This window comes from Microbacterium galbinum, from assembly GCF_023091225.1.
GTDB classification, from domain to species: domain Bacteria; phylum Actinomycetota; class Actinomycetes; order Actinomycetales; family Microbacteriaceae; genus Microbacterium; species Microbacterium galbinum.
In genome coordinates, this window is the sequence record NZ_JAHWXM010000002.1 from 357,534 (window position 1) to 384,127 (window position 26,594).

The window sequence follows — 26,594 nt, forward strand, 5'->3', positions numbered from 1 at the left end:
GCCACCATGACAGCGTAATGGGGAGCCGCGCCCCAGAGTAACCCCTGCGGAAACCGTGTGCTCAGAGCATGTCGGCGGTCTGCCGGGCGATCTGCAGTTCCTCGTTCGTCGGGACCACCAGAACCGTCACCGTCGAGGCATCCGTGGAGATCCTCCGGATGCCGCGACCGCGCTCGGCGTTGCGCCCGTGATCGACCTCGACGCCGGCGAATCCGAGGGTCGCGAGGGCCTCCGCGCGCACCCGGGCCGCGTTCTCGCCGACGCCGGCGGTGAACGAGATCACGTCGACGCCGCCGAGCTGGGCGATGTACGCCCCGGCGTAGGCGCGCAGGCGGTGCACGTAGACGTCGAAGGCGAGGGTCGCCGCCTCCTCCCCCGCATCGACGCCCGCGAGGATGTCGCGCATGTCGCTGCGTCCGGCGAGGCCCTGCAGTCCGCTGCGGGTGTTCAGCAGCGCATCGAGCTCGTTGATCGAGAGGCCGGCGCGACGCGACAGGTGCACCAGAGCCGCCGGGTCGAGGTCTCCCGAGCGGGTGCCCATCACCAGGCCCTCGAGCGGGGTCAGCCCCATCGACGTCTCGACCGAGCGCCCTCCGTCGATCGCGGTGACCGACGCTCCGTTGCCCAGGTGGAACACGAGCTGGCGCAGATCGCCGAGGTCGCGGCCGAGGTACGCCGCGGCCGCCTCGCTGACGAACTGGTGACTGGTGCCGTGGAAGCCGTAGCGCCGCACGCGGTGCTGCTTCGCCAGTTCGGCGTCGATCGCGTAGGTGTACGCAGCGGCGGGCAGAGTCTGATGGAACGCGGTGTCGAACACGGCGACGTGCGGCACGCCGCGGAAGACGGCCTGCGCCGCGAGGATGCCGGCGAGGTTGGCCGGATTGTGCAGGGGCGCGAGTACCGACAGCTCCTCGATCTGCCGCTCGACGTCGGCATCGATCAGGGTCGGCGCGAAGAAGCGGGCCCCGCCGTGCACGACGCGGTGCCCGACGGCGACCGGCGGATGCTCGGCGAGAGAGGGGCCGTGCTCGGCGAACTGCTCGAGCATCACCGCGAAGGCCGCATGATGATCGGGGATCGAGCGCTCGTCGCTGTACGTCGCGTCGAGCATCGTGGGCACGGCATCCGCATCGGTGTCGGGTCGCACCGTGTGCGAGGCCGCACCGGTGTCCTGGCCGATCCTCTCGATGAGGCCCGAGGCGAGCTCGTGCTCGCGCTCGATGTCGAGGAGGCTGTACTTCAGCGACGACGAGCCGCTGTTGATCACGAGGATCGCGCTCATGCGGTCTCTCCCTGCGCCTGGATGGCGGTGATCGCCACGGTGTTGACGATGTCCTCGACCAGCGCGCCGCGCGAGAGGTCGTTGATCGGCTTGTTGAGTCCCTGCAGGACCGGTCCGATCGCGACCGCGCCCGCGGAGCGCTGGACGGCCTTGTAGGTGTTGTTGCCCGTGTTCAGGTCGGGGAAGACGAACACGGTGGCACGACCCGCGACCGCGGAATCGGGCAGTTTCGCCTTCGCGACGGCGGCATCGGCGGCCGCGTCGTACTGGATCGGCCCCTCGACCAGCAGCTCGGGAGCGCGCTCGCGCACGAGCGCCGTGGCCTCGCGCACCTTGTCGACGTCGGCTCCCGACCCGGACTCGCCGGTCGAGTACGACAGCATCGCGACGCGCGGATCGATCCCGAACTGGCGGGCGGTCGCCGCCGACGAGATCGCGATGTCGGCGAGCTGGACGCTCGTGGGATCGGGGATGACGGCGCAGTCGCCGTAGACGAGCACCCGGTCGGCGAGCGCCATGAGGAACACGCTCGAGACGACGTTCACGCCCGGCTTCGTCTTGATGATCTCGAAGGAGGGACGGATCGTGTGCGCCGTCGTGTGCGCCGCTCCCGAGACCATGCCGTCGGCGAGACCCAGGTGCACCATCATCGTGCCGAAGTACGAGACGTCGGTCACGGTGTCGGCGGCCTGCGCGAGGGTGATGCCCTTGTGCGCCCGCAGTCGTGCGTATTCCTCGGCGAACCTCGCGACGTACTCGGGATCGGTGGGGCTGATCACCTGGGCCGTGGTGATGTCGATGCCGAGCTCGACCGCGCGGGCTCGCACGGCGGCCTCGTCGCCGAGGATCACGAGATCGGCCACCTCGCGGGCCAGCAGCGTGGCGGCCGCGCGCAGGATCCGGTCGTCGCCGCCCTCGGGCAGCACGATGCGCCGGCGGTCGGCGCGGGCGCGCTCGATGAGGCCGTACTCGAACATCAGCGGGGTCACGACCCGCGATTCGGCGAGCCCGAGCTGCGTCGCGAGCTCGGCGATGTCGACATGGGTCTGGAAGAGTCCGAGCGCCCGGTCGTACCGCGCGCGCGAGTCGGCGGAGAGCCGGCCACGCGCGCCCATGACCCGCACGGCGGTGTCGTAGGTGCCGAGATCGGTGGCGATGATCGGCACCGTCGACGGGAACCCGTCGAGCAGCTGCGTGATCGGCTCGGGAAGGTCGAAGGGCCCGTTCAGGATGATGCCGCTGACCCGGGGGAAGGTGCCGGAGGCGTCGGCGAGAAGCGTCGCGAGCAGCACCTCGGTGCGGTCGGCCGGAATCACGACGACGGATTCCTCGGTGATGCGCGGCAGCACGTTGACCATCGACATGCCGGCGACGACGATCGACAGCGCCTCGCGGGTCAGCCGCCCCTCGTCACCCTTGATGAGGCGGCCGTCGACGGCGGCGAGGATGCCGCGGATCGACGGCGCCACGAGCGTGCGGTCCTCGGGGATCGCCCAGACGGGCGTGCTCCTGCCCGGCCGCACCCCCCGCACCGCCTCGATGATGGCGTCGAGCTCGGCGGGGTCCGAGCGGTTGACGATCGCGGCGAACAGCTCGGCGCGCTCCTGCTCGAGTTCCGTGAGCGCGAGCGCGGCGATCTGCCCGACCGCGGCCGGCACCCGGGCGGTCGTCGTGCCGAGCTGCTCGGCCTGGCGCTGCTGGTCGCGTCCCGACAGCACGAGCAGCACCGGAGCTCCGAGGTTCGCGGCGATGCGGGCGTTGACGCCGAGCTCGGCGGGGCTGGCGACGTCGGTGTAGTCGCTGCCGATGATCACCACGGCATCGCACTGCGCTTCGACCGCTTTGAACCGTGCGACGATCGTCGACAGCGCGTGCTCCGGGTCGTGGCGCATGTCGTCGTAGCTGACGCCGATGCAGTCGTCGTAGTCGAGGTGCACGCCGTCGTGGGCGAGCAGCAGCTCGAGGATCTCGTCGCGCTCGGTGACCGAGCGCGCGATCGGCCGGAACACGCCGACCCGCGGGGTGACGCGCATGAGCGCGTCGAGCACGCCGAGGGCGATCGTCGATTTTCCGGTATGGCCTTCGGCCGAGGTGATGTAGATGCTCCGCGCCACGATTCCAGCTTAGGCGCACCTCACTCGGCACGCCCTGGGAGCGGACCGGACTTAATCCCCGTGTGATTCCCGGAGGTCAACACGGCGCCGACAGCGCGTCGACGACGGCGGTCGCATCGGCGGCGTAGCGGGAGTAGTAGGTGGGATCGAGATTGATCTGCACGCGATGGATCGCGAGCGACGGGTCCATCGAGGACCACCCCGGCACCCGCGCCAACCGCTCGTAGAAGAGCGTCGCGGACGTGGCGGGATCCATGCGCTGCTCGACGCTCCCCCACCACTCCTGCTGCTGGAACAGGCCGATGCTCGTGGTGCGCGAGCCGTCGGGATTCGTGAATCCGCTCGTCTCCCAGTCGCCGTAATCGATGTTGCGCAGGCTGCTCTCGCCCATCGCGGTCATCACGCCCAGGATCTGCCCGTCGCGCGCGAAGCCCAGGGCGGATGCCGTCGCCATGATCGTCGCGGCGTTCTCGAGCTGCTCCCCGCGCCACCCCTCGATGCCGGCCGAGGGGTAGGTGCGCGGGTCGCTCGCGCAGATCGCGAGGGGCTTCTCGTGCGCGAGCCCGAGCGGCACGAGCACGGCGATCCCGGCGAAGAGCGCGACGGCGACGGCCCCGATCAGCACACGCCGGAGCACCAGCATCCGCCGCCGACGCCGGGCGGCCCGTGCGCGGACGCCCGGTCGGCGCCGGGCCGCGGGCCGACGCTTCTTCCGGCGTCGAGCGGGTGTGCGCGAGCGCGACCGCGGCGCGCTCACTCCGCGGAGCCCCCGCGTCGCCCGACGAACACGGCGAGCGCGCCGCCGATCGCCCCGAACAGGTGCGCCTGCCACGAGATGCCCTGGCTCACGCCCACCACGCCCGCGAGCATCGTCGCCCCGTACACGCCGATCACGACGAGCGCGATGACGGCGTATCCGATGCGGTGGGCTACGCGGCCCGGCGCGAAGACCCGCACGACCGTGTAGGCGAAGTAGCCGAACACGAGCACGGATGCCCCGACCGTCACCGTTCCCGGGGCGTTGAAGACCCAGGTGCCGAGGCCGCCGACGACGGCGACGATCGCGGTGACCGTCCAGAATCTGCGGGTGCCCTCGACCGCGACGAGCAGTCCGAGCACGAGGAACGGCACGGAGTTGCCGATCAGATGCGCCCAGTTCGCGTGCAGCAGCGGCCCGAGCACGATGCCGAGCAGACCCTCGGGATCCCAGGAGCGGATGCCGAAACCCGTGAACGAACCCGGCAGGAGCGCGTCGGCGAACTGGATCGCCCACATCGCGGCGAGGAGCAGCACGGGTGAGGCGAAGCGCGAGAGAGCGCTCTGCCGCGGAGGAGTGGTGGCGCCGGTCACATCACGATCCTGACAGGACAGCCCCGGAGGAGGCTGAAAAAGAAAGTGACCCTCCGCGCACCCAGCAGAGCCCGGTTACCCTTGCTGCGTTTCCGCCCTGGGGGAATTGGCCTGGATGCCGCCACGCGGAGAGCCGTCGACAAGTCTAACCGATGAGCGGGCGCACCTTTTGACAGACTGGGGAGATCATGCCGCCCGAGCCCGTCGCCTCCCCACTCACGGGCTGGATTTTCACGGGCGAACTGCGCACGTACCAGGCCGAGGTCCTCACCCGGCTGCCGGTCGGCGGTCGGGACCCGCTGCACGTCGTCGCCCCTCCCGGATCGGGCAAGACGCTGCTGGGTCTGCTGCTCGCGGCGCGCGAACGCCATCGGACCCTCGTCCTCGCCCCGACCGTCACGATCCGTCAGCAATGGGTCCGCACCGCCGTCGACCTCGCCCCGGATGCCGGCGCCGTGTCGGACGACCCCGAGAGGATCGCCGACCTCACCGCTCTCACGTACCAGGCGCTCAGCGTCACCGGCGACGGCTCGCCCTTCGACGACCTGGCGCGGGTGGTGTGGGCCGAGGAACTGGTCGAGGCGGGGCGCAGCGACGCCGATGCCGCGACCTGGCTCGCCGAGCTCGCGATCGACAATCCGGCGCAGTACCGCTCCGGCATCCGTCGTCGCACGCGCCGATTGCGCTCGCAGTTCGCCCGGCGCAATCCCGCCGAGCTCGCGCGCGTGCTGCATCCGAACGCCACGGCGCTCATCGACCGCCTCGTCGCCGCCGGGGTGCGCACGGTCGTGCTCGACGAGTGCCACCACCTGCTCGACCACTGGGCCCTGGTCGTGGCGTACCTCGCCGCGCGCATCCGCGAGACGGGGGTCGAGCCGCTGCTGATCGGTCTCACCGCCACCCTGCCGTCGCCGGACGACGAGACGGAGTACGAGAACTACAGCCAACTGCTCGGAGAGGTCGACTACGAGGTCCCGACCCCGGCGGTGGTGAAGGAGGGGCACCTCGCCCCGTACCGCGACTTCGTTCTCCTCACCGAACCGACGCCCGCGGAGGCCGGTTTCATCCGCCGGCACGAGGCGCTGCTGCACTCGATGATCGTCGACGTGCTGTCGACCGCCGACGGCATCTCCTTCCTCGAGGAGCAGCTGCAGCCCGCCGACGGACCGCCTGACGAAGACCCGCTCGCCCGCATCGACCGGGCACTCTCCGCGGACTTCGCCCTCGCCCGCTCGTGCGCGGTGGTGCTGCGCGAGGTCGTGCCGCAGCATCCGCTCGTCGCCGCCATCCCGCAGGTGCTGCTCGACCGCTGCACGACCGACGATCTGCTCACCGTCCTCGTGCGGTTCGCGCAGGCGCGCCTGCTGGCCGATCCGTCGGCCGCGAACCAGTGGGAGCACGTGCGGCGCTCGCTCGCCGACTTCGGCTACCTGCTCACCGACCGCGGGCTGCGCCGCGGGCGCAACCCGGTCGAGACGACACTGGCCTCGTCGGAGGCGAAGGATGCCGCGGCCGTCGAGATCCTGCACCGCGAGCTCGCGAGCGACGACGGCGAGCGCATCCGTGCCGTCGTCGTCACCGACTTCGTGACGCACGGCAATCGGCGCGGTGCGGATGCCGCGGCCGGAGCGCTGCGCACCTTCGACGCCCTCGTCGCTGATCCCGTCGTCGCGGGGCTGCGGCCGGTGCTGCTGACCGCGCAGTACCTGCGCGTGCGCGCCGACGACGCCGCGACGCTCGCACCCGCGCTCGCGGATCTGCTCGGGGTGACGGTCGATATCGGCGAGGCCGCCGGGGCCACGCGCGACCTGCGCGCGTCCGGCGCCGGCAGCGGACGCATCGTCGCCGCGGTGTCGGAGCTGATCCGTCGCGGAGAGGTGCGTGTGCTCGTGGGTACCCGTGGCCTGCTCGGCGAGGGATGGGACTGCCCCGCCGTGAACACCCTCATCGACCTCACCGCCGTCGCGACGTCATCGGCGACGCAGCAGTTGCGGGGCCGCACCCTGCGCCTCGATCCGGGGTGGCCCGAGAAGGTGGCGCACAACTGGTCGGTGGCGTGCCTGATCCCCGCCGATGTCGCCCTCGACGACGCGAGCGAGCCGGATCGTCTGCGCCGCAAGCACTCGCATCTGTGGGGCCTGAACGCCGACGGCGACGGTCGGATCGTCAGCGGACTCGCGCACGCACTGCCCTCGGCAGCGGCCCAGGCGTTCGAGGCGGTGCTCGACAAGCATCCGGATGCCTCCATCCGCGGCGTCGATGATCTGCTGCGCGCCGCGTGGCCGGCGCGGACGACCACGCGCGCCGAGTGGCGCATCGGCGAGCCGTACACGTCCCGCGAACGCGACGAGATCACGGTGCGGCAGGTCGCGGCGGCTCCCCTGCTGCGCACCACCCAGGTCGCGCGCGCCGACGGCGCGACCTCCGCCGTGGGCGGGGCGCTCGGCGTCGGCCTGCTGCTCGCCGTCCTGGCGGGTCAGGGACTCGCGGTGCACCCGGCGCTCGGAGCCGCGCTCGTCGCGGCCGGTGGGGCGCTGGCCGCCGCGACGACGCTCCTGCCCCTGCTCGGGCGCACCCTGCGCGATCGCCGCCACCCCGCCGAGGTGTACCGGCTGGCCGCCCTGGTCGTCGCACGCACCCTCCGTGATGCGGGGCGCATCGGCCCCTTCGACGACACCGACATCGTCGCGCACGTCGACGACGACCGCACCCGAGTGCGCATCGAGCTGGGCGGCATGCCCGCGGATCGTCGAGTGGTGACGGATGCCGTCGAAGAGCTGTTCGCGGCGGTGCGCACACCCCGTTTCCTGCTGCGGATCGATCGCGGCGCCGCGGGGTCGACGCGGCTTTTCGAACGCCTCGCCGACCGGCTCTCCCCGGGGCGCACCCTCCTGCCGGTTCCGCGCGCGATCGCACGGCGGCGCGGCGATGCCGAGCAGTTCGAGCGCCACTGGCGGCAGGCCATCGGCACGTGCACGCTGCACGAGCTGCAGGGCGCGCAGGGTCTCGCCCTGCTCCGCGTCGCCCGCAGCAGCGAGGGCCGTGTCGACGTCGCACGGCCCCGGGCCCGCGTCTGGGGCTGACGGGTGTGCGGGGCGCCCGCGGCCCGAGGAAGCACAGCGATCTGCCAGCCCCATGCGAATGCCCTGCGGGTTACGATCGAGTAACGCGCGCTGCAGCGCCGACGAGAGGGAACGCATGACGGACAACTCCCCCCTGATCACGGCCGAACAGTTCGCCGCCCAGACCTCCGCGATCCTCGCCTCCGTGGGAGAGGTGATCGACGGAAAGCCCGATGCCGTGCGCAGTGCGCTGATCTGCCTGCTCGCCGAGGGCCACCTGCTCATCGAGGACGTGCCCGGGGTCGGCAAGACCATGCTGGCGCGCGCCCTCGCGGCCAGCGTCGACGCGACCGTGCGACGCATCCAGTTCACCCCCGACCTCCTCCCGGGCGACGTGACCGGCGTCTCGGTCTACAACCCGGTCGACCGCGAGTTCGAGTTCAAGCGCGGCGCGATCTTCGCGCACATCGTCATCGCCGACGAGATCAACCGGTCCTCGCCCAAGACGCAGTCGGCACTGCTCGAGGCCATGGAGGAGCGTCAGGTCACCGTCGACGGGTCGACGCATCCGCTCCCCTCGCCCTTCCTCGTCGTCGCCACCCAGAACCCCCTCGAGATGGAGGGCACGTACGCCCTGCCCGAGGCGCAGCGCGACCGCTTCATGATGCGCATCTCGATGGGGTACCCGGATGCCGCGGCGGAGGCCCTCATGATCCGACAGCGCGACGTGGTGAACCCGCTCGCGGCCGTCGCCGCGGTCGCCGATGCCGGCTCGATCTCGCAGCTCATCGCCTGGGCCCGCGCCGTGCACGTGGCGCCCGCGCTCGAGGAGTACACGGTCGCCCTCGCGCAGGCCACGCGCACCGACCCGAGCCTGCACCTCGGGGCGAGTCCGCGCGCGACGCTGCAGCTGATCCGTGCCGCGAAGGTGTGGGCGGCGCTCGACGGCCGCGACTTCGTGATCCCCGACGACGTCACCGCCCTCCTCATCCCGGTGTTCGCGCACCGGCTGCTGCCCGCCCGCGGTGCGCACCGCGCCGGCGCCCAGCCCATCGAGACGGCCCTCGCGCACATCGTCGAGCGCGTGCGCGTGCCCGTCGCGAGCCGCGTCTGAGGCATTCGATGCGACGCCGCCGATCCCTGACCCGCCGCGGTGCGGGCGCGCTGGTCGCGGCGCTGCTGTGCGTGATCGGAGCGAACCTCGTCGCCGCACCGATCCTGCTCTACATCGGGGCCCTGCTCGCCCTCCTCACCGGCTTCTCGGCGCTCATGGCCTGGCTCCCGCGGCGCACGGGCACCGTCTCCCGACAGGTGTCGACCGACCTGCTCACGGTCTCGGAGACCTCGCGCGTCAGCATCCGCTTCGCCCTGCGCTCGCTGCGCGTGCCGCACGCGCTGTGGCACGACGTCCTGCCCGACGCCGTCAGCGGCGACGCCGGCGGCGAGTATCCGCCGCAGTCCGGGCAGCTCGGGTACCGCATCACGGGCGTGCGTCGCGGTGTCTGGCCGATCGGGCCGCTCGTGCTGCGCACCGTCGACCCCTTCGGTCTCGCGCGGCGCGAGCAGGAGTTCGGCGATACGCGCACCGTCACGGTCGTACCCGAGGTCTTCGCGCTCGAACCCCTCGCCGTGCGCGTCGGCGCGGCCGGCGGCACGGCGCACACGTCGTCGACGCGCCTCGGCCAGGGCGCCGACAACCTCTCGCCGCGGTTCTACCTGCCGGGCGACTCGATGCGCCGCATCCACTGGCGTGCGACCGCGCACCGTGGGCAGCTCATGGTGCGGCAGGAAGAGGAGGAGTCGAGCCCTGATGCGATCGTCGTGCTCGACCGCAGCGCCGAGCGGTGGGATCGACCGGGGGACGACGCGGATGCCGCGTTCGAGGCCGCGGTCTCGCTCTGCGCCTCGTCGGCCGTGCATCTCGCCGATGAAGGGTACGGCGTCGACGTGATCGACAGCGCGGGCGTGCTGCTCGGCACCCTGCGCGGTCACGAGGACGACCGTGACGCGCTGCTCGTCGCCCTGGCACTGATCGCGCCGCGGGGCGACCACCGCGACGTGGCGACGCTGATCGGCGGCGCTCCTCCCGGCCCTCTGGTCTACATCACGGGCAGGCTGACGGAGGACGACGCGGCATCGTTGCGCACCGCCGGCGCGGCCGCGGGCATCCTCCTCGCCACCGGGCCCGAGCAGGGTGCGGCAGAGGCGGCGACGCGCAACGGCTGGTCGTTCGCCCCGCTCGGTGATGACGTCGCCGCGGCATGGGCGGACGCCCTCCCGGAGCGGATCGGAGTCGGCGATGTTCCGGGCTGAGCAGGCGACGGGCAGCGCCTCCCGACGATCACGATCGCGCTCGCGCTCGCGCTCGAAGGTCGCGTGGCACCGCGACGAGGAGACGCCCACGGCGATCCTCGCGCCGTCGGTGCTCGCGGCGGTCGGCGGTCTCGTCGCGATGTGGCCCTTCACCTCGGTGATCGAGGCGGGGGCCTGGTCGTTCGCCGTCGTCGCGGCGGTCACGCTCCTTCCGCTGACCGGGCTCGTGATGCGCGTGCTGCTGCGTTACCGCCGCGCGTGGCTGCGCGATGTCGGCACCCTCCTCGTGCAACTGCTGGTCGGGATGGCGCTCGTCACCCAGGTGACGGCGGGCGACTCGGCGCTGTTCGGGATTATCCCATCGCCCACCACGCTCTCGACGTTCGGCGCCTTGACGGGCGCGGCCTGGCAGGAGGTCGCGGTCGGGTCCGCGCCGCTCGCCGCCTCGCGCGGGCTCGCCGCGACGATGGCGCTCGGCTTCGCGATCGTCGCGGTGCTGCTCGATCAGCTGGCCGCGGCTCGTGCGGCGATCCTCCCGATCCTCCTCGTCGGTCTCGTCGGATCCGTCCCGATGATCGTCACCCTCGGCGACGCGAACGTGGTCTGGTTCGTGCTCTTCGCCCTCTTCGTCCTCGCGCAGCTGCGCTACGCGACGCGCGCCGATCCGCAGACACCGCGCCGCACCTCGGCATCCGTCGCGGTGGGCATCGGTGCCGCGGCGATCGCCGTGACGCTCGCCATCGCACCCGGTCTGCCCCTCGCCGCCGGACTCACCGGCACCGGAACGGGGATCACGGTCGACGCATCGCTGCGGCTCGGCGACGATCTCCGCCAGCCCAACCCCGTCGAGGTCCTGACGGTCGCGACGGCGGGCGGCGCGGCGCCGTATCTGCGGCTCACGACCCTCTCCGACTTCGACGGCGAGGTGTGGCAGCCCGACCGAGGGGGCCTGCAGTCGCAGGCCGACGGATTCGGCGACCCCGAGTGGGGTGCCGACGTCGAGGTGACGGAGACGACGACCTCGATCCGGATCCTGCGGATGTCGAGCTCGTGGCTGCCCGTCCCCTACCCCGCGACCGACATCCAGGGCGTGCCCCGCGCCTGGCGGGTGATGCCCGACAACCGCACGCTGGTCTCGCGCAATGCGGATGCCGTCGGCGCCGACTACACCGTCTCCTCGGTGCGCGTGACCCCCACGCTCGAGCAGATCCGCGCGGTGTCGGCGGCGGAGTCCACCGCAGAGACCGATGACGTCGAGATCCCCGACATCGTCGGCGAGTTGGCCCGCGAGGTCACGGCAGACGAGGGTACCGACTACGACCGCCTGCTCGCTCTGCAGGACTGGTTCCGCAGCGACTTCACGTACTCGCTCGACACCCCGGTCGAGGAGGACTTCGACGGCACGGGAGCCGAGGCCGTCGCCCGGTTCCTCGACGTGCGCTCGGGGTACTGCGTGCACTTCGCCGGCGCCTTCGCCCTGATGGCCGAGAGCCTGGGCATGGAGACCCGGATCGTCGTGGGGTACCTGCCCGGTTCGCTCACCGGCGAGAAGCGCGGCGACGAGTCGATCTACTCCGTCACGAGCGATCGCCTGCACTCCTGGCCGGAGGTGCTCTTCCCGGGCATCGGCTGGGTGCCCTTCGAGCCCACGGCCTCGCTCGGGGTGCCGACCGAGTTCCGCACGGCGGTCACGGGTTCCCCGGGATCGGGCACAACGCCGTCGGGCACCCCGGAGACCACGGCTCCACAGGCCGAGCAGACGACGGCCCCCGAGGTCGATCGTCAGGATGCCGGCGACAACAGCTCCTCCTCGGGCGAGTTGCGCACGGTCGACCCGACACCGGTGATGTTCGCGATCTTCGGCGCGGTCGTGGTGCTGCTGCTCCCCGCCCTGATCCGCACCCTCGTTCGCGCCCGTCGCCGGGATCGCGCGCGCGACGGCGACGCGGGCGCCGCCTGGACCGAGGTGCGGAGCACACTCGTCGATCTCGGCATCCCGCCGTCGGATGCCGATTCGCCGCGCATGCGTGCGGCCGCGCTGATCCGCGAACGCGGCGTCGATGCGACGGCGATCGGACGCCTGGCCGATGCGGTCGAACGCGCGACCTACGCCCGATCCGGAGCGGATGCCGCCGACCTCGCGTCGGATCTGGGCACCGTGCTGCGCGATCTGCGGCGCAGCGTCGATGCACCGGCGCGCACCCGGGCGCTCCTGGTGCCCCGCTCCCTCTTCGTCGCCCGAGGAGTCGACACGCTCGCCGCGACCTAGGGTCTCGACCGGTTCCGACCGGTTCCGACCGTTTCCGACCGGTTCCGACCGGTTCCGACCGTGGATGCGGTGCGTCAGGCGGCGTGCTGTGCGCAGGCGACGCGGTCGCAGTCCTCGCACACGACGAACTGCGTACGGCACGAGAGGTCGGGGCAGTTCGCGGTGCGCGAGGTCGCGGCGCCGCATCCGACGCACTCGCCGATCACGGCCGCATGATCGGAGAAGTCGATCGATCCGCGCTTGTCGAAGACGTACAGCGAGCCGTCCCACAGGCCGTCGTCGCCGTACTTCTCGCCGTAGCGCACGATCCCGCCCTCGAGCTGGTAGACCTCGCCGAACCCGCGCGCGGTCATGAGGCTCGACAGCACCTCGCACCGGATGCCGCCGGTGCAGTAGGTCACGACGGGCTTGCCCTTGAGGTCGTCGTAGGCGCCCGAGTCGAGCAGGTCGACGAAGTCGCGGGTGGTCTCGGTGTCGGGAACGACCGCGCCACGGAAATGCCCGATCTGCGCCTCGAGCGCGTTGCGGCCGTCGAAGAAGACGACGTCGTCGCCGCGCTCGGCGACCAGGTCGTGCAGCTCCTCCGGGCTCAGGCGGGTCCCGCCGCCGACCACGCCGTTCTCGTCGACTCTCAGCTCTCCCGGGGCGCCGAACGAGACGATCTCGTCGCGCACCTTCACGCTCAGCTTCGGGAAGTCGAGGCTGCGCCCCTCGGCATCGACGCCGGTACCCTCGCTCCACTTGATGTCGGCGTTCTTGAAGGGCGCGTACGAGCGGAAGGAGCGCGCCCATTTCTTGAGCGCGGGGAGGTCGCCGCCGAGGGTGCCGTTCACTCCGTCGCCCGAGATCAGCAGCCGTCCGCGCAGACCCAGCGCCTCGCCGAGGTCGCGCTGCCACACCCGGATCGCATCGGGGTCGGCGAGCGGGGTGAAGACGTAGAAGAGAACGATCTTGGGGGTTGCCACCTCAAGATCGTACGCCGCGTCACGGAGCATCTGCCGCATCGGATAGGATGGACAAGTTGTTCCCTGGTGACGTGTCCGAGCGGCCGAAGGAGCACGCTTGGAAAGCGTGTGTTGTGCAAGCAACCGCGGGTTCGAATCCCGCCGTCACCGCCAGATGACGAAGAAGGCCCCGCATTCGTGCGGGGCCTTCTTGTTTCCGATGTGCGGGGTGTCCACCGCGACGACGTCCGTGGCGATCACGCCTGACGCCCGCGTCATCCGCCCGACGGGTTCTCGAGGGGCATTCCGTCGTCGTCGGTGCTCTCGTCCCGGAGCATCTTCTCGGTCTCCTCCGAGGCTCCGGTCTGCTCCGAAGCTCCGTTCTCCGACGCGCCACCGGATGCGGCGCCTGCGTCGTCATTCGCCCCGGGGGTTCCCTGCGTGTTGCGGGAATCGCTCATGGTCCAGCTCCGATCTGTCGCGAACCAGGAACGTTACGGGCGCCGTCGCTCCCGCCACAGGGCGTTGACCAGCCCGGACGCCAGCGAGACACTACCTTCCGCGCACGCGCCCGTTCGAAGGGAGAGCCTCAGCCCGCGAAGGTCACGCCGTAGCTCTGCCCGCCCGGCGCGGTCGGGAGCGGCGTCATGCCGAGGCGCTCGTAGAAGGCCGCGGCACCGGTGTTCGCCGGATCCATCCCGAGATGCAGACCCTTCACGCCGCGGCGCGAGAGCTCGTCGAACAGCGTCTCGACGAGTCGGCGGCCGAGGCCCTGCCCCTGCGTCTCCGGCAGCAGATCGATGTGCAGATGCGCAGGGTACGCAGCGGCGTTCGGCTCGGCGCCGGGCCGGCGTCCGTAGGCGTACGCGAGCATCTTCTCCTCGCGCGTCTGCGGCTCGACGGGCTGCGGGAAGCGGTCTGCGAACCGCGGCCACCATTCGTCTCGGAACCACTGCTCGAAGGCATCCGTGTCATCGGTCGCGACGATGTACCCGACCACGCGGCCGTCGTCCGATTCGACGACCCACGCCAGGCTCGGGTCGCGCTCGACGTACGGCACCGCGAACAGCAGGCCCCAGAGCTCGTCGTCGGAGAACACACCGGTGGCGTCCTCCCCCGCATCGGCGGTGCGCACGCAGACGTCGAACAGCGACGCGCGATCGGACGGACGGTACGGGCGGATGCTCGACACGGGGACTCCTCAGTGAGTGGGTGCGTCGGTGAGTGGGGCGTCGTCCAGACTATCGGCGGGCGGTTCCGCCGCGCCCGGGCGCCGCACCCACGGCAGCAGCCACGCCGCCAGCAGCAGCACCACCCCGGCCCCGAGCAGAGCGCCGCCGATCGTGTCGGTCGCCCAGTGCACCGAGAGGAAGGTGCGCGACAGCGCCATCAGCACGATCCACAGCGCCCCCGCGATGCGGATCCACACGTTCGGGAACAGCACCGCGAAGACGAGGGCGAGGGTCGCGGCATTCGCAGTGTGCCCGGAGGGGAACGACCCGTAGTCGCTGAGCACCAGCATGTCCTCCGGCCGCGCGCGCCCGAAGAGGTGCTTGAGCAGCTGCACCGCTCCGGCGCTCGCGAGGAACGCGAGCGCCGCGAACACGCCAGATCTCCAGCGGCGTGCCAGCAGGAACGAGATGATCACGACGAGCGGCACGAGATACACCGCGACCCACCCGCCGCCGACCGTGTCGAGGGCGTGCGCGAAGGCGACCAGTCCCTCCGAGCGGAACGACACCACGACGTCGTTCCACCAGGCGTCGAACACGAACGGGTGCGCGACCCCGAGGGTGATCAGCGCTCCCAGCGCGAAGGTCAGCGCGACGCACCCGACACCCGACCACACCAGCATCCGCCTGTCCATCGCCCCATTCTGTCGGAGCGCGCCTGGGAACCCGGGAGGTGCGCCCGCCGCGTCAGGGAGTGAGCAGGCCGACGGTGCGCGGGCGCACGACGAACCAGAGCGCGAGGATGCCGATCGCCGCGCACCCGGCCATCACCGCGGCCATCGTCGTGGCCGTGATGCCCGCGTCGTGCGAGACCCAGCCGACGACCGGCGAGATGAGACCGGCGACGCCGAAGTTCGTCGCGCCGAGGATCGAGGCAGCGGTCCCGGCCGCCTTCCCGTGGCGGTCGAGCGCCAGCACCTGCACGTTCGGGAACGTGAAGCCGCACGCGGTCATGAAGACGAACAGCGGGATGACGGTGCCCCACAGTCCGAGTCCGAGCTGATCGGTCACGATGATCGCGGTGCCCGCGAGCAGCAGCACCGAGGTCGAGTGCGCGAGCACCCACTGCGGGCCGAAGCGCGCGGCGAGGCGCGAGGCGGTCTGCACGCCGACGACGACGCCGAGCGAGTTCACGGCGAAAAGCAGACCATACTGCTGCGGGTCGAGACCGTGCGTCTGCTGGAACAGGAACGGCGAGGCCGACAGGTACGAGAAGAGACCCGAGAAGGTCATGCCGCCGATCACGAGCACCCCGAGGAACACGCGGTCGGAGAGCACTGAGCGGTAGCGCTGCAGCACCGTGGCGCCGCCGCCCTGACGACGGGCCGCGGGGAGGGTCTCGGGGATGAAGATCAGGGTCGAGATCAGCATCACGACGCCGTAGGCCGCGAGCACACCGAAGATGCCGCGCCAGGGCATGAGCGTCAGCAGCCACGAACCGATCAGCGGGGCGACGACGGGCGCGACGCCCGAGACGAGCGCGAGGCGCGAGAGCATCACCACGAGTCGGCGCCCGCCGAACAGATCGCGCACGATCGCCATCGCGACGACACCGCCGGCTGCGGCGCCCATGCCCATGAGCACGCGCGAGGCGCTGAGCAGCTCGAGCGTGGGCGCGAACGCGGCGGCGAGGCTCGCGAGCACGTGCAGCGCCGTCACGATGATGAGCGGGAGCCGCCGGCCGATCTTGTCGCTGAGCGGACCGACGAGCAGCTGCCCCACCGCGAAGCCGATCATGGTTCCGGTCAACGTGAGCTGGATCGCCGCGGCGGTCGTCTGGAAGTCCTCTTCGAGCACCGGGAAGGCCGGGAGGTAGAGGTCGATCGTGAACGGCCCGAGAGCGGTGAGCGCTCCGAGGAGGATGATGTACAGCGCGCGCCGGCCGTTCGAGATCGAGTCTCCCGGGTGCAGCATGATCGGCGCCGTGATCGGGTTGGACCCGAGCGTGCGAATCGCTCCCGTCGCGGCGGGGATGCGGATGCTGCCGGTCGCCGTGCGTTCGGGCGCGGCGTGTGCGGGGATCGTCGGGACGGAGTCGGTGCGAGGAGCGTCGGGCACGACGGCCTTTCGGAGCGAGGGCGGACGGTCGAATCGATTCGACCCAGCCACCCATTCTACGTGCACGCCCGCGCGGGCGCGCCGAGACACCACATCCGCGACGAGACACCAGGGCCCCCGTGGTGTCTCGCGAGGGATGTGGTGTCTCGCGCTCCGACGCCCCGCGTCAGGAACTGATGCGAGCGAGCCCCTGTTCGAGGTCGGCGATCAGGTCGCGCACGTCCTCGATGCCGACCGACAGCCGCACCACGTTCTCGGGGACCGCGAGAGCGGTGCCGCGCACCGAGGCGTGCGTCATGTCCGGCGGGTAGCCGATCAGCGACTCGACGCCGCCGAGCGACTCCGCGAGCTGGAAGATCTCCGTCGACTCCGCGAACGCCTTGGCTGCGTCCGGGCCCGCGGCGAGGGCGAGCGACAGCATGCCGCCGAAGCCGCTCATCTGGCGGGCCGCGATGTCGTGGCCCGGGTGCGAAGCGAGACCCGGGTAGAAGACCCGCTCGAACTCGGGACGGCTCTCGGCCCACTCGGCGATCGCCTGAGCGTTCTCGGAGTGCTGCCGCACGCGCACCGCGAGCGTCTTGATGCCGCGGGTGGTGAGCCAGGCGTCGAGCGGGGCCGACACGGCTCCCACGGCGAACTGCTGGAACTTGATCGCGTCGAAGTGGGTGTCGTCGCCGAACACCACCGCGCCGCCCAGCACATCGGAGTGCCCGCCGAGGTACTTGGTGGTCGAGTGCACGACCAGGTCGGCCCCGAGGGCGAGCGGCTGCTGCAGCGCCGGCGAGGCGAACGTGTTGTCGACCACGACGACGGCGCCGGCCGCGTGCGCGACCTCCGCGACGACCGCGATGTCGACGATCTTGAGCAGCGGGTTGCTGGGCGTCTCGAGCCAGACGATCTTGGTCTCGGGGCGGATCGCCGCGCGCACCTCGTCGAGGTCGCCGAGCTCGACCGTGGTGGTCTCGATGCCCCACGGTGCGAGCACGCGGGTGAGCAGGCGGTAGGTGCCGCCGTAGACGTCGTTGCCGAGCACGACGTGGTCGCCGGGCTTCAGGATGCCGCGCAGCAGCGCATCTTCGGCGGCGAGCCCCGAGGCGAACGACAGCGCCGAGACGCCGCCCTCGAGGGCCGCGAGCTGGGTCTCGAGCGACGACCGGGTGGGGTTGCCCGCGCGGTTGTACTCGTAGCCCTCGCGGAAGCCGCCGATGCCGTCCTGCACGTGCGTGGAGGCCTGGTAGATCGGCGGGATGATCGCACCGGTGCGGGGATCGGGTTCCTGACCTGCGTGGATGGCTCGGGTGGCGAAGGAGTGCTCGGACATGCCCCTCAGCCTACGTGCGGGCTCCGGAGCGGCGGCGATCCTGTTACGTCGCGCGTCACTCGTCGCGCGTCACTTCGAGAGGTACGCGAGCAGATCCTGCCGGGTCAGGACGGTGTGCGGCTTGCCGCCCTCGGTGACCAGCAGCGCATCGGCGTCGGCGAGCGCGGCACGAGCCTGCGCGACGGACGCGTGGATGCCGATGAGCGGCAGCCGCTCCCCCACGTGATCACCCACGGCGTCGGCCGGGTTGGCGTCGCCGCGGAACAGCAGGTCGAGCAGACCCTTCTCGTCGACCGTGCCCACGACCTCGCCCATCATGACGGGCGGCTCGGCGCTGAGCACGACGAGCTGCGAGACGTCGTACTCGGTCATCATGCCGATCGCCTCGAGCACCGTGTCGGTCGGGTGCGCGTGCACGAGATCCGGAATCGCCTCGCCCTGGCGCGCGGCGCGGGCGGCGATCACGTCGGCGACGGTCTCGCCCTCCTCCACCTCGCTGAACCCGTAGGAGCGCATCCAGCCGTCGTTGAAGATCTTGCCGAGGTAGCCGCGACCACCGTCGGGCAGGAGCACGACCATCACGGCATCCGCGGGCAGGTCCTTGGCGATGCGCAACGCGCCGACGACGGCCATGCCGCTCGACCCGCCGACGAGGATGCCCTCCTCTCGGGCGAGACGGCGCGTCATCGCGAACGACTCCGCATCGCCCACCGCGACGATCTCGTGCGGCACCGCCGGATCGTACGATCCGGGCCAGATGTCCTCGCCGACGCCCTCGACGAGGTACGGACGCCCGGTTCCACCGCTGTAGACGCTGCCCTCGGGGTCGATGCCGATGATGCGCACGCGGTCGTCCGACACCTCGCGCAGGTAGCGCCCCGTGCCGCTGATGGTTCCGCCCGTGCCGACACCGGCGACGAAGTGCGTGACCGTGCCGTCGGTGTCGCGCCAGATCTCGGGACCCGTGGTCTCGTAGTGACTGCGGGGACCGTTGGGGTTCTCGTACTGGTTGGGCTTGAACGCGCCGGGGATCTCACGCGCCAGCCGATCGCTCACGCTGTAGTACGACTCCGGGCTGTCGGCCGGCACCGACGTCGGCGTCACGACGACCTCGGCTCCGTAGGCCCGCAGCACGTCGATCTTGTCATCGCCGACCTTGTCGGGCACCACGAAGACGCACGCGTATCCGCGCTGCTGGGCGACCAGGGCGAGTCCGACACCGGTGTTGCCGCTCGTGGGTTCGACGATCGTCCCACCGGGCTTCAGCTGCCCAGCCGCCTCCGCCGCATCGATGATGCGCGAGGCGATGCGGTCCTTCGACGAGCCGCCGGGATTGAAGTACTCGAGCTTGACGAGCACCGTGCACGCGACGCCCTCGGTGACGTGACGGAGCTTCACGAGGGGCGTGTCGCCGACGAGGTCGACGATCGAATCTGCGTACTTCATAGGTTCAGCGTAGAACGACGGATGCCGTGGCGCAGAAGTGTTGCGCCACGGCATCCGTCGTTCAGGCGTCAGCCCTTGGTCGCGCCGGCCAGCAGGCCGCGCACGAAGAAGCGCTGGAGGGCGAAGAACACGATCAACGGGATGATGATCGAGATGAACGTTCCCGCCGACTGCAGGAACCATTTGTTGCCCCACGTGCCCGACAGCGAGTTGAGGGCCTGGGTGATCGGCAGCGCGCCCGGCGAGGCGAAGATCGTCGCGACGAGCAGGTCGTTCCACACCCACAGGAACTGGAAGATGCCGAACGACGCGATCGCGGGAGCGGCCAGCGGCAGGATGATCCGGAAGAACACCTGGCCGTGACCGGCGCCGTCGACACGGGCCGCCTCGATGATCTCGCCGGGGATCTCCGAGATGAAGTTGTGCAGCATGAACGTCGCGAGCGGCAGCGCGAAGATCGCGTGCGCGATCCAGACGCGGGCGAAGCTGTACTGCACCTCGTTCAGACCGAAGCCCGGGAAGATCGGCACGTCGTTGATCGACAGGCCGTCCGAGAACAGGCTCAGCAGCGGCACGAGGGCCATCTGCAGCGGCACGATCTGCAGCGCGAAGACGAACACGAACAGCATGTTGCGACCCTTGAAGTCGATCCATGCGAACGCGTACGCGGCGAGTGCCGCCATCACGATCGGGAACACCGTCGCGGGGATGGTGATCGCGAGCGAGTTCACGAACGCCGAGGCGAGCGTGGTCGAGGTGCCGCCCGAGTTCCAGGCCTGCACGTAGTTGTCGAGCGTGAACTCGGGGTTCGTGAAGACCGTCCACCAGCCCGAGTTCTGCGTGTCGGCACCGGGACGGAACGAGGTGACGAAGAGGCCGAAGGTCGGGATCGTCCAGAAGATGGCGATGATCGCGGCAGCGATCGTCGCGCCCTTCGACGTCAGCTTCTTGTGGGCGATCGCCTCGTTCTTGCGCGTGTCACGGGCGACCTGCCGCTTGGTGCGGTTGTCGGGCGTGACGACGAGTTGTGTGGCGCTCATCAGCGGATCTCCCTCTGCTTGGCCATCGATCGGGCGTTGTAGACGATCAGGGGCAGCACGAACAGGAACAGCACGACGGCCAGCGCCGAGGAGTGCCCGTAACTCTGGAACCTCTGCTGCTGGTTGACCATCTCGAATCCGAGCACGCTCGTCTCGTCACGACCACCGGTCATGACGGCGACGATGTCGTACACCTTCAGCGAGGCGATCGTGATCGTGGTGAGCACCACGATCAACGAGGAGCGGATGCCGGGCACGGTGACGTTGCGGAACCGCTGCCAGGCGTTGGTGCCGTCGAGTTCGGCGGCCTCCATCTGCTCGATCGGCACGGCCTTGATCGCGGCGGAGAGGATCACCATCGCGAAGCCCGTCTGCGTCCAGATGAACACGATGAGGAGCATCAGGGTGTTGAGCACCGGCTTGATGGCGAGCCACTGCACGGGGTCGCCGCCGAACGCGGTGACGATCGCGTTGAGGAGACCGATCTGGTCACCCTGACGCGCGTCGTACATGAACTTCCAGATGATGCCGGCGCCGACGAACGAGATCGCGACGGGCATGAACACGAGCACCTTGAGGATCTTCTCGCCACGCGCCCGGTCGATGAACACGGCGTAGGCGAGACCGATGACCACCGAGACGGTCGGGGCCAGGAGCGCCCAGAGGATCGTGTTGATCACCGAGGAGGTGCCGACGGGGTTCGTGAAGACCCAGACGTAGTTCTCGAAGCCGACGAAGTTCGCGCCGGTCTTGTCGAAGAACGACTTGAAGATGGTCGAGATCGCCGGGTAGATCAGGCCCAGGACGAGCATGATCGAGGCGGGTGCCATGAAGAGCACGAGCTGGAAGAGGTAGCCGGCTCCCTGGCGGGCGCGGAAGTCCGCGAAGAAGAGCAGAGCGCCGACCAGCAGGGCGATCGCCACGACGTAGAGCACGGCGTTCTGGTACGGACGCAGCAGCAGGAAGGCGAGCACCGGGATCACCAGGCAGGCGACCAGCCGCATGATGAAGTAGCCGCGGCCGGGGCGCGGGGCGAACTCGATGAGCACCAGGATGATGGCCACCACCACGCCGAAGACGGCGAGGATCACGGGGATCTGCACGAGCGGGTGCATGCCGCCGAGGGCGACGAAGAAGCTGTTGAGCGAGAACCCGATGGTCGTGCGGGCGGATTCTTCGGTGGAGGTGGTGAAGACGAGCAGGAGAGCGAGGGCGACGAGCACGACGAAGCCGATCGCGAGGACGGCGCGCGTGATCGCGCGCCCCTTCGGATCGGCGCCGTGCCTCGTCACCGGAAGTTCGTCGGCTTCGACGGACTTCTCGATGGTCGCTTGCGACATGGGAGTCCCCTTCTGAGTACTGCCGCGTACTCGAGCGAATGGATGGGAGGAGCGGGGCCGGGCTCTGGAGCCCGACCCCGCTCAGCTCACGCTGATCGTAGCGAGACGATCAGTTCTCGTAGCCGGCCTGGATGTCGGAGAGCACCGTGTCGGTGTCCTTGCCGTCGATCCAGTCGACCATTCCCTTCCAGAACGAACCCGAACCGACGGTCGACGGCATCAGGTCGGAGGCGTCGAAGCGGAACGTGGTGGTGTCGCTCTGCATCGTCTCCATGGCCTCCTGGAGGAACTCGCTCGAGGCGAGGCTCGGGTCGGCGTTCTTGTTGGCGGAGATGACGCCACCGAGCTTCACGCGTGCGTCGGCGAACTCCGGCGAGGCCATGAACTCGAGAACCTGCTGGGTCGCGTCGTCGTCGGAGAATCCGGCGACGAACTCGCCGCCACCCTCGACCTGGACCTCGCCGGCCGTCTCGCCCGGCATGATGAACGCGTAGACGTCACCGTCGGGTGCGACCTCGGGCGTGTTGCCGTCGGCGGTCTGCGCCTCGAGGAAGTTCGCCGAGAGGAACGACGCCTGGTGGGTCAGGGCGCAGTCGCCCTTCGCCAGGGTCGCCGCCACGTCGCCGAAGGCGGTGGAGTTGATGCTCTTCACGTCGCCGTAGCCCGCGTTGACGTAGTCCGGGTTGAGCAGGATCTCACCGACGGCGTCGAAGGCATCCTTGATCTCGGGGTCGGTGAACTTGACCTCACCGGCCACCCACTGGTCGTAGACCTCGGGGCCGGACTGACGGAGCACGAGGTCCTCGATCCAGTCGGTTCCCGGCCAGCCGGATGCCGCCTCGGACGAGAAGCCGGCGCACCAGGCGGGGCCATCGGTCGTGTCGACGATCGTCTGGGTGAGAGTCAGCATCTCGTCCCACGTCTGCGGGACCTCGACACCCCACTCGGCGAACTGCTTGGGCGAGTACCAGACGTAGCCCTTGAGGTTCGCGAGCATCGGAGCCGCGTAGAACGTGTCGTCGAACGTGCCGTACTTCTTCCAGTCCTCGGACCAGTTCTCGTCGACCGCCGCCTCGACGGCCTCGGGAGCCGCCTTCACCTTGCCGGTGTCGACGAGGGTCTTGAGCAGACCCGGCTGGGGGACGATCGCGATGTCGGGGGCGTCGCCACCGGTGACCTTGGTCACGATGTTGCCCTCGAAGCCCTTGTCGCCGGTGTACTCGACGGTGATGCCGGTGTCTTCGGTGAACTGCTCGAAGGACTTATTCAGGTCGTCAGCCTCGACGCCCGTGATACCTCCGGAGATGCGGACCGTGGTCTTCGCATCTCCACCGCCGTCGCCGCTGCCGCCCTCGGCGCAGCCGGCCAGAACCAGGGTCGCTGCTCCGACGAGCGCGATCGGTGCAAGAAGGCGGTATCGCTGTGACAAAGCCATTTACTTCTCCTCTTCAGGTGGATCATCGTCCGCCCAAGGGAGCAATCGCCGCAACCATTGGGGAACCGATTCCAGGTAAACCTACTGGCCTTTCCTCCCGCGGCACAACTGGGGAAGGTCACAAGATCGCATCCTTTCGCGGCATATCGGGATGCGGAATGGGAGCGCTCTCATCGTTTTCATGTGGAACCGGTTCCTTTTCGGCCCCGTCACGCACTACGCTGACATCGGCGCGTCCCCCCGCGCGCCGGCGTCGATGCCATGGGCGAGAACCCTCGATGCCGAGATTGGTCGAGGAGGACCGATGAGCAAGATCGCCGACGTCGCAGCCCGCGCCGGCGTCTCGAAGGCCACCGCGAGCAGAGCTCTCAGCGGACGCGGCTACGTCTCGGACGAGACGCGTCAGCGCGTGGAACAGGCCGCCGCAGAGCTGTCGTACGTCGCCCACTCCTCCGCCACCAGCCTCGCCACCGGCCGCACGCAGACGGTCGGGGTGGTCATGCCCCCGGTCGACCGCTGGTTCTTCGCCGAGCTCCTCGCCGGCATCCAGGAGGCACTGTTCGCGCTCGACTACGACCTGGCCCTCTACGGGGTCCCCGAGGGGTCCGAGACCCGCGAGCGTCTCTTCTCGAACGTGCTCCCCCGTCGCCGCTTCGACGGCATCATCGCCGTCGGCATCCAACCGAGTGCTCACGAACTCGAGCGGTTGCAGCAGACCGGGCGACCGCTCGTCAGCGTCGGGCCCTACAGCGAGGGATCGAGCGCCGTCTCGATCGATGACGCCGCCGCCGCGCGCATCGCCACCGAGCATCTGATCGAGCTGGGCCACACCGCGATCGCGTTCGTCGGCGGGACGACGGATGCCGCGGCGCTCAGCTACGGCGACGAGAAGCGCATCGACGGCTATCTCGCCGCGCTCGGCACCGCCGGGATCGCCGACAAGGCGCGCGTGGCGGGATCGGGCCCCACCCTCTCCGACGGGTACGCCGCGGCCGTCGGCATCCTCGGAGATCGGCGGCACCGCCCGACCGCGATCGTCGCGGTGTGCGACGAGGCCGCGATCGGTACGATCATCGCCGCCCGGCGCCTCGGCATCGCCGTGCCGACCGAGCTCAGCGTCGTCGGCATCGACGACCACGAGCACGCCGAGCTCTTCGCCCTGACGACGATCCGGCAGTCGCCGCGCGACCAGGGTCACGACGCCGTCCGCCTCCTCACGCAGCGGATGGACGATCCGGATTCAGCCGTCGAGCAGGTCGCCGCGGCATCCGCCCTCGTGGTGCGCGGGTCGACCGCCGCACCGCGCTGACGCCCGCCGTTAACGCACGAATGCCCCGGCCGGAGCCGGGGCATTCGTGAAGCGTTCAGACGCGATTACTTGAGGGTAACCGTGGCGCCTGCCTCTTCGAGAGCAGCCTTCGCCTTCTCGGCGGTCTCCTTGTTCGCGCCCTCGAGCACGGCCTTGGGAGCACCGTCGACGACGGCCTTGGCCTCGCCGAGGCCCAGCGAGGTGAGCTCGCGGACCGTCTTGATGACCTGGATCTTCTTGTCGCCAGCCGACTCGAGGATGACGTCGAAGGAGTCCTTCTCTTCCTCAGCCTCAGCAGCGCCTGCGCCACCCGCAGCGCCGGCAACGGCGACGGGTGCAGCAGCGGTGACCTCGAACTTCTCCTCGAACGCCTTAACGAACTCGTTGAGCTCGATGAGGGTGAGGCCGGCGAACTGCTCGAGCAGCTCCTCGGTGGAAAGCTTCGCCATGATGTATCTCCTAGATAGATGGGGTTTGTAGACGAGATCGCCGGACGCTTACGCGGCCTCTGCGGTCTCCAGCTTTTCGCGAAGCGCGTCGATGGTGGCGGCAGCCTTGCCCATCGTCGCCTTCATCATGCCCGCAGCCTTCGCCAGCAGAACCTCACGGCTCTCGAGCGAGGCGTACTTGTTGACCTCGTCGGCGGTGAGGGCTTCGCCCTCGAAGATGCCGGCCTTGATCACGAGAAGCGGGTTGGCCTTGGCGAAGTCACGCAGAGCCTTGGCGGTGGCGACGAAGTCACCGTGCACGAACGCGACGGCCGACGGACCCTTGAGGTCGTCGTCCAGCGCGGTGATGCCGGCCTTGTTGGCCGCAAGCTTGGTCAGCGTGTTCTTCACCACGGCGTACTCAGCGTCCTGACGGATGCTGTTGCGCAGCTCCTTGAGCTGGGCAACCGTCAGACCGCGGTACTCGGTCAGCAGGACGGCGGACGAGTTCTCGAATGACTTCGTGAGCTCGGCGACCGATGCATCCTTCTGCGCCATGGTCACTCCTTGGTGTGTACGAGGCGCCGCACGGTGGTGGGGCGCCGACCTGGACCGCCCGCAACAACAAGAAGAGCTCCGGCGCAAGCGCACGGAGCTCTGAGAAGATCGTGACACCTGCGCGGGCCCCTGCGATGCAGAGCTTCGATCGACATGTACTCACGCACACGACGATGACCAGCGGTCTTCGGTTGGTTCAACTGTACCCCACGGCATCCGCTCCCCCAAATCGCGGGGGCTCTCGCCGGCGCCATGGTCGCCGAGACCCACCGCAAGCAACGTCGACGTCGGTGGGTCTCGACGCGCGTGGTGGGTCTCGACAACGGCACGGCGCGGACGAGCGGCGTGTGGGGTCGGCGAGGTCGGAGGGCGGGGTTACGCTCGATGGGTGACCCCCGAACTCGCCGCACGCATCGTCGCGGACTCCCGCGACCGCGTCGCCTGGCTGCGGGCCCGGTCACGAGGCATCACCGCCACCGACGTCGCCGGACTCACCTCCGAGAGGTCGATCGCGCGCGCGGCGGAGTCCAAGCTCGGCGGCGGACCCCGCTTCGGCGGCAACGCCTACACCGATCACGGCCGGCGCCGCGAGCCCGAGATCGCCGCCTGGGTGGCGGCGACCCACGGTATCCTGCCCTCGTCCGCCCTGTTCCGCGCCGAGGTCGAGCACCGGCACCTCGCGACCCCCGACGGCATCGCGGTCGACGCCGACGGCCGCATCAAGCTCGCCGAGATCAAGACGACGAACAAGGCGTTCCGCGGCATCCCGCGCACCTACCTCCGTCAGGTGTGGTGGCAACAGCACGTGCTGGGTGCCGAGCGCACGCTCTTCGTCTGGGAGGAGCACGTCGACTTCGCCCCCATCCACGACGAGCCGCGCTGCGTGTGGATCGACCGCGACGACCGTGAGATCGCGAAGCTCGTGGGCCTCGCGACCGACCTCATCGACGAGCTCTACCGGCGTACGACCGGCCAGCAGGTTCCGACCCGCACGACGGATGCCGCAGCCAGCCGCCGCGAGCAACTGCGCGAGCGCGACGCGTTCCGCGCGCTCGCCCTCGCGGACTGACGTCTCAACGGCTGCGTTCCGCAG

At 70.1% G+C, this 26,594-nt stretch carries 22 protein-coding genes, 1 tRNA gene and 1 other RNA gene; 7 read left to right on the forward strand and 17 right to left on the reverse strand.

The window, feature by feature from the left end; genetic code table 11:
- Positions 1-61 precede the first annotated feature (61 nt).
- From KZC52_RS15795 to ffs, 5 genes are all read right to left on the reverse strand, one after another.
- Complete coding sequence (locus KZC52_RS15795; RefSeq protein WP_247625092.1) at positions 62-1,282, reverse strand: acetate/propionate family kinase; 1,221 nt, start codon at positions 1,280-1,282, stop codon at positions 62-64.
- Complete coding sequence (gene pta / locus KZC52_RS15800) at positions 1,279-3,396, reverse strand: phosphate acetyltransferase (RefSeq protein ID WP_247625093.1); 2,118 nt, start codon at positions 3,394-3,396, stop codon at positions 1,279-1,281. Before pta ends, KZC52_RS15795 begins: the two co-directional genes overlap by 4 nt.
- A gap of 76 nt (positions 3,397-3,472) precedes the next feature.
- A complete protein-coding gene (locus KZC52_RS15805) occupies positions 3,473-4,039 on the reverse strand; it encodes a hypothetical protein (RefSeq protein WP_247625094.1) in 567 nt (188 codons plus the stop codon).
- Between the two features lie 110 nt (positions 4,040-4,149).
- The gene (locus KZC52_RS15810; protein ID WP_247625095.1) at positions 4,150-4,746 is read right to left on the reverse strand and encodes a rhomboid family intramembrane serine protease; all 597 of its coding nucleotides are present in this window, start codon (positions 4,744-4,746) and stop codon (positions 4,150-4,152) included.
- A 41-nt stretch (positions 4,747-4,787) separates the two neighbouring features.
- An RNA gene (gene ffs, locus KZC52_RS15815) (signal recognition particle sRNA small type) lies at positions 4,788-4,884 on the reverse strand.
- Positions 4,885-4,934: 50 nt separating this feature from the next.
- Here ffs and KZC52_RS15820 point away from each other — a divergent pair.
- The 4 genes from KZC52_RS15820 (at position 4,935) to KZC52_RS15835 (ending at position 12,390) form a co-directional block, all read left to right on the forward strand.
- Positions 4,935-7,829, forward strand: coding sequence for a DEAD/DEAH box helicase family protein (locus KZC52_RS15820; RefSeq protein ID WP_247625096.1), 2,895 nt, complete (start codon positions 4,935-4,937; stop codon positions 7,827-7,829).
- 115 nt (positions 7,830-7,944) lie between these two features.
- Complete coding sequence (locus KZC52_RS15825; protein WP_247625097.1) at positions 7,945-8,922, forward strand: AAA family ATPase; 978 nt, start codon at positions 7,945-7,947, stop codon at positions 8,920-8,922.
- An 8-nt stretch (positions 8,923-8,930) separates the two neighbouring features.
- Positions 8,931-10,121, forward strand: a complete 1,191-nt coding sequence (locus KZC52_RS15830) for a DUF58 domain-containing protein (protein ID WP_247625098.1) — start codon at positions 8,931-8,933, stop codon at positions 10,119-10,121.
- Positions 10,108-12,390, forward strand: a complete 2,283-nt coding sequence (locus KZC52_RS15835) for a transglutaminase TgpA family protein (protein ID WP_247625099.1) — start codon at positions 10,108-10,110, stop codon at positions 12,388-12,390. Before KZC52_RS15830 ends, KZC52_RS15835 begins: the two co-directional genes overlap by 14 nt.
- 74 nt (positions 12,391-12,464) lie before the next feature.
- On the opposite strand, the gene trhO is transcribed toward KZC52_RS15835, so the two are convergent.
- Positions 12,465-13,355 carry an oxygen-dependent tRNA uridine(34) hydroxylase TrhO gene (trhO, locus tag KZC52_RS15840; protein ID WP_247625100.1) on the reverse strand — a complete coding sequence of 297 codons (891 nt, stop codon included), beginning with the start codon at positions 13,353-13,355 and terminating at the stop codon, positions 12,465-12,467.
- A 65-nt stretch (positions 13,356-13,420) separates the two neighbouring features.
- On the opposite strand from trhO, the gene KZC52_RS15845 reads away from it, so the two are divergent.
- Positions 13,421-13,508: transfer RNA gene (locus KZC52_RS15845), tRNA-Ser, on the forward strand.
- A gap of 101 nt (positions 13,509-13,609) precedes the next feature.
- On the opposite strand, the gene KZC52_RS15850 is transcribed toward KZC52_RS15845, so the two are convergent.
- The 9 genes from KZC52_RS15850 to KZC52_RS15890 form a co-directional block, all read right to left on the reverse strand.
- Positions 13,610-13,795 carry a hypothetical protein gene (locus tag KZC52_RS15850; RefSeq protein ID WP_247625101.1) on the reverse strand — a complete coding sequence of 62 codons (186 nt, stop codon included), beginning with the start codon at positions 13,793-13,795 and terminating at the stop codon, positions 13,610-13,612.
- 128 nt (positions 13,796-13,923) lie between these two features.
- On the reverse strand, positions 13,924-14,526 hold the full coding sequence (locus KZC52_RS15855) for a GNAT family N-acetyltransferase (protein ID WP_247625102.1): 603 nt from the start codon (positions 14,524-14,526) through the stop codon (positions 13,924-13,926).
- A gap of 9 nt (positions 14,527-14,535) precedes the next feature.
- Complete coding sequence (locus KZC52_RS15860) at positions 14,536-15,201, reverse strand: phosphatase PAP2 family protein (RefSeq protein WP_247625103.1); 666 nt, start codon at positions 15,199-15,201, stop codon at positions 14,536-14,538.
- 52 nt (positions 15,202-15,253) lie between these two features.
- On the reverse strand, positions 15,254-16,624 hold the full coding sequence (locus KZC52_RS15865) for a multidrug effflux MFS transporter (RefSeq protein ID WP_247625104.1): 1,371 nt from the start codon (positions 16,622-16,624) through the stop codon (positions 15,254-15,256).
- A gap of 166 nt (positions 16,625-16,790) precedes the next feature.
- Positions 16,791-17,945: a cystathionine gamma-synthase gene (locus KZC52_RS15870; RefSeq protein ID WP_247625105.1), complete on the reverse strand. Its 1,155-nt coding sequence runs from the start codon at positions 17,943-17,945 to the stop codon at positions 16,791-16,793.
- Positions 17,946-18,014: 69 nt separating this feature from the next.
- On the reverse strand, positions 18,015-19,391 hold the full coding sequence (locus tag KZC52_RS15875) for a cystathionine beta-synthase (RefSeq protein ID WP_247625106.1): 1,377 nt from the start codon (positions 19,389-19,391) through the stop codon (positions 18,015-18,017).
- Between the two features lie 68 nt (positions 19,392-19,459).
- Positions 19,460-20,431, reverse strand: coding sequence for a carbohydrate ABC transporter permease (locus KZC52_RS15880; RefSeq protein ID WP_247625107.1), 972 nt, complete (start codon positions 20,429-20,431; stop codon positions 19,460-19,462).
- A complete protein-coding gene (locus KZC52_RS15885) occupies positions 20,431-21,771 on the reverse strand; it encodes a carbohydrate ABC transporter permease (protein ID WP_247625108.1) in 1,341 nt (446 codons plus the stop codon). Before KZC52_RS15885 ends, KZC52_RS15880 begins: the two co-directional genes overlap by 1 nt.
- A gap of 109 nt (positions 21,772-21,880) precedes the next feature.
- Positions 21,881-23,206 carry an ABC transporter substrate-binding protein gene (locus tag KZC52_RS15890; RefSeq protein WP_247625109.1) on the reverse strand — a complete coding sequence of 442 codons (1,326 nt, stop codon included), beginning with the start codon at positions 23,204-23,206 and terminating at the stop codon, positions 21,881-21,883.
- Positions 23,207-23,510: 304 nt separating this feature from the next.
- Here KZC52_RS15890 and KZC52_RS15895 point away from each other — a divergent pair, with 304 nt between their 5' ends.
- Complete coding sequence (locus tag KZC52_RS15895; protein ID WP_247625110.1) at positions 23,511-24,515, forward strand: LacI family DNA-binding transcriptional regulator; 1,005 nt, start codon at positions 23,511-23,513, stop codon at positions 24,513-24,515.
- 65 nt (positions 24,516-24,580) lie between these two features.
- On the opposite strand, the gene rplL is transcribed toward KZC52_RS15895, so the two are convergent.
- Together rplL and rplJ are read right to left on the reverse strand one after the other, a co-directional pair.
- On the reverse strand, positions 24,581-24,964 hold the full coding sequence (rplL, locus tag KZC52_RS15900; protein WP_247625111.1) for a 50S ribosomal protein L7/L12: 384 nt from the start codon (positions 24,962-24,964) through the stop codon (positions 24,581-24,583).
- Positions 24,965-25,012: 48 nt separating this feature from the next.
- A complete protein-coding gene (gene rplJ, locus KZC52_RS15905; RefSeq protein ID WP_247625112.1) occupies positions 25,013-25,501 on the reverse strand; it encodes a 50S ribosomal protein L10 in 489 nt (162 codons plus the stop codon).
- Between the two features lie 388 nt (positions 25,502-25,889).
- Between rplJ and KZC52_RS15910 the strand changes: the two genes are divergently transcribed.
- Positions 25,890-26,570 carry a YqaJ viral recombinase family protein gene (locus tag KZC52_RS15910; protein WP_247625113.1) on the forward strand — a complete coding sequence of 227 codons (681 nt, stop codon included), beginning with the start codon at positions 25,890-25,892 and terminating at the stop codon, positions 26,568-26,570.
- The last annotated feature ends 24 nt before the right edge of the window (positions 26,571-26,594 follow it).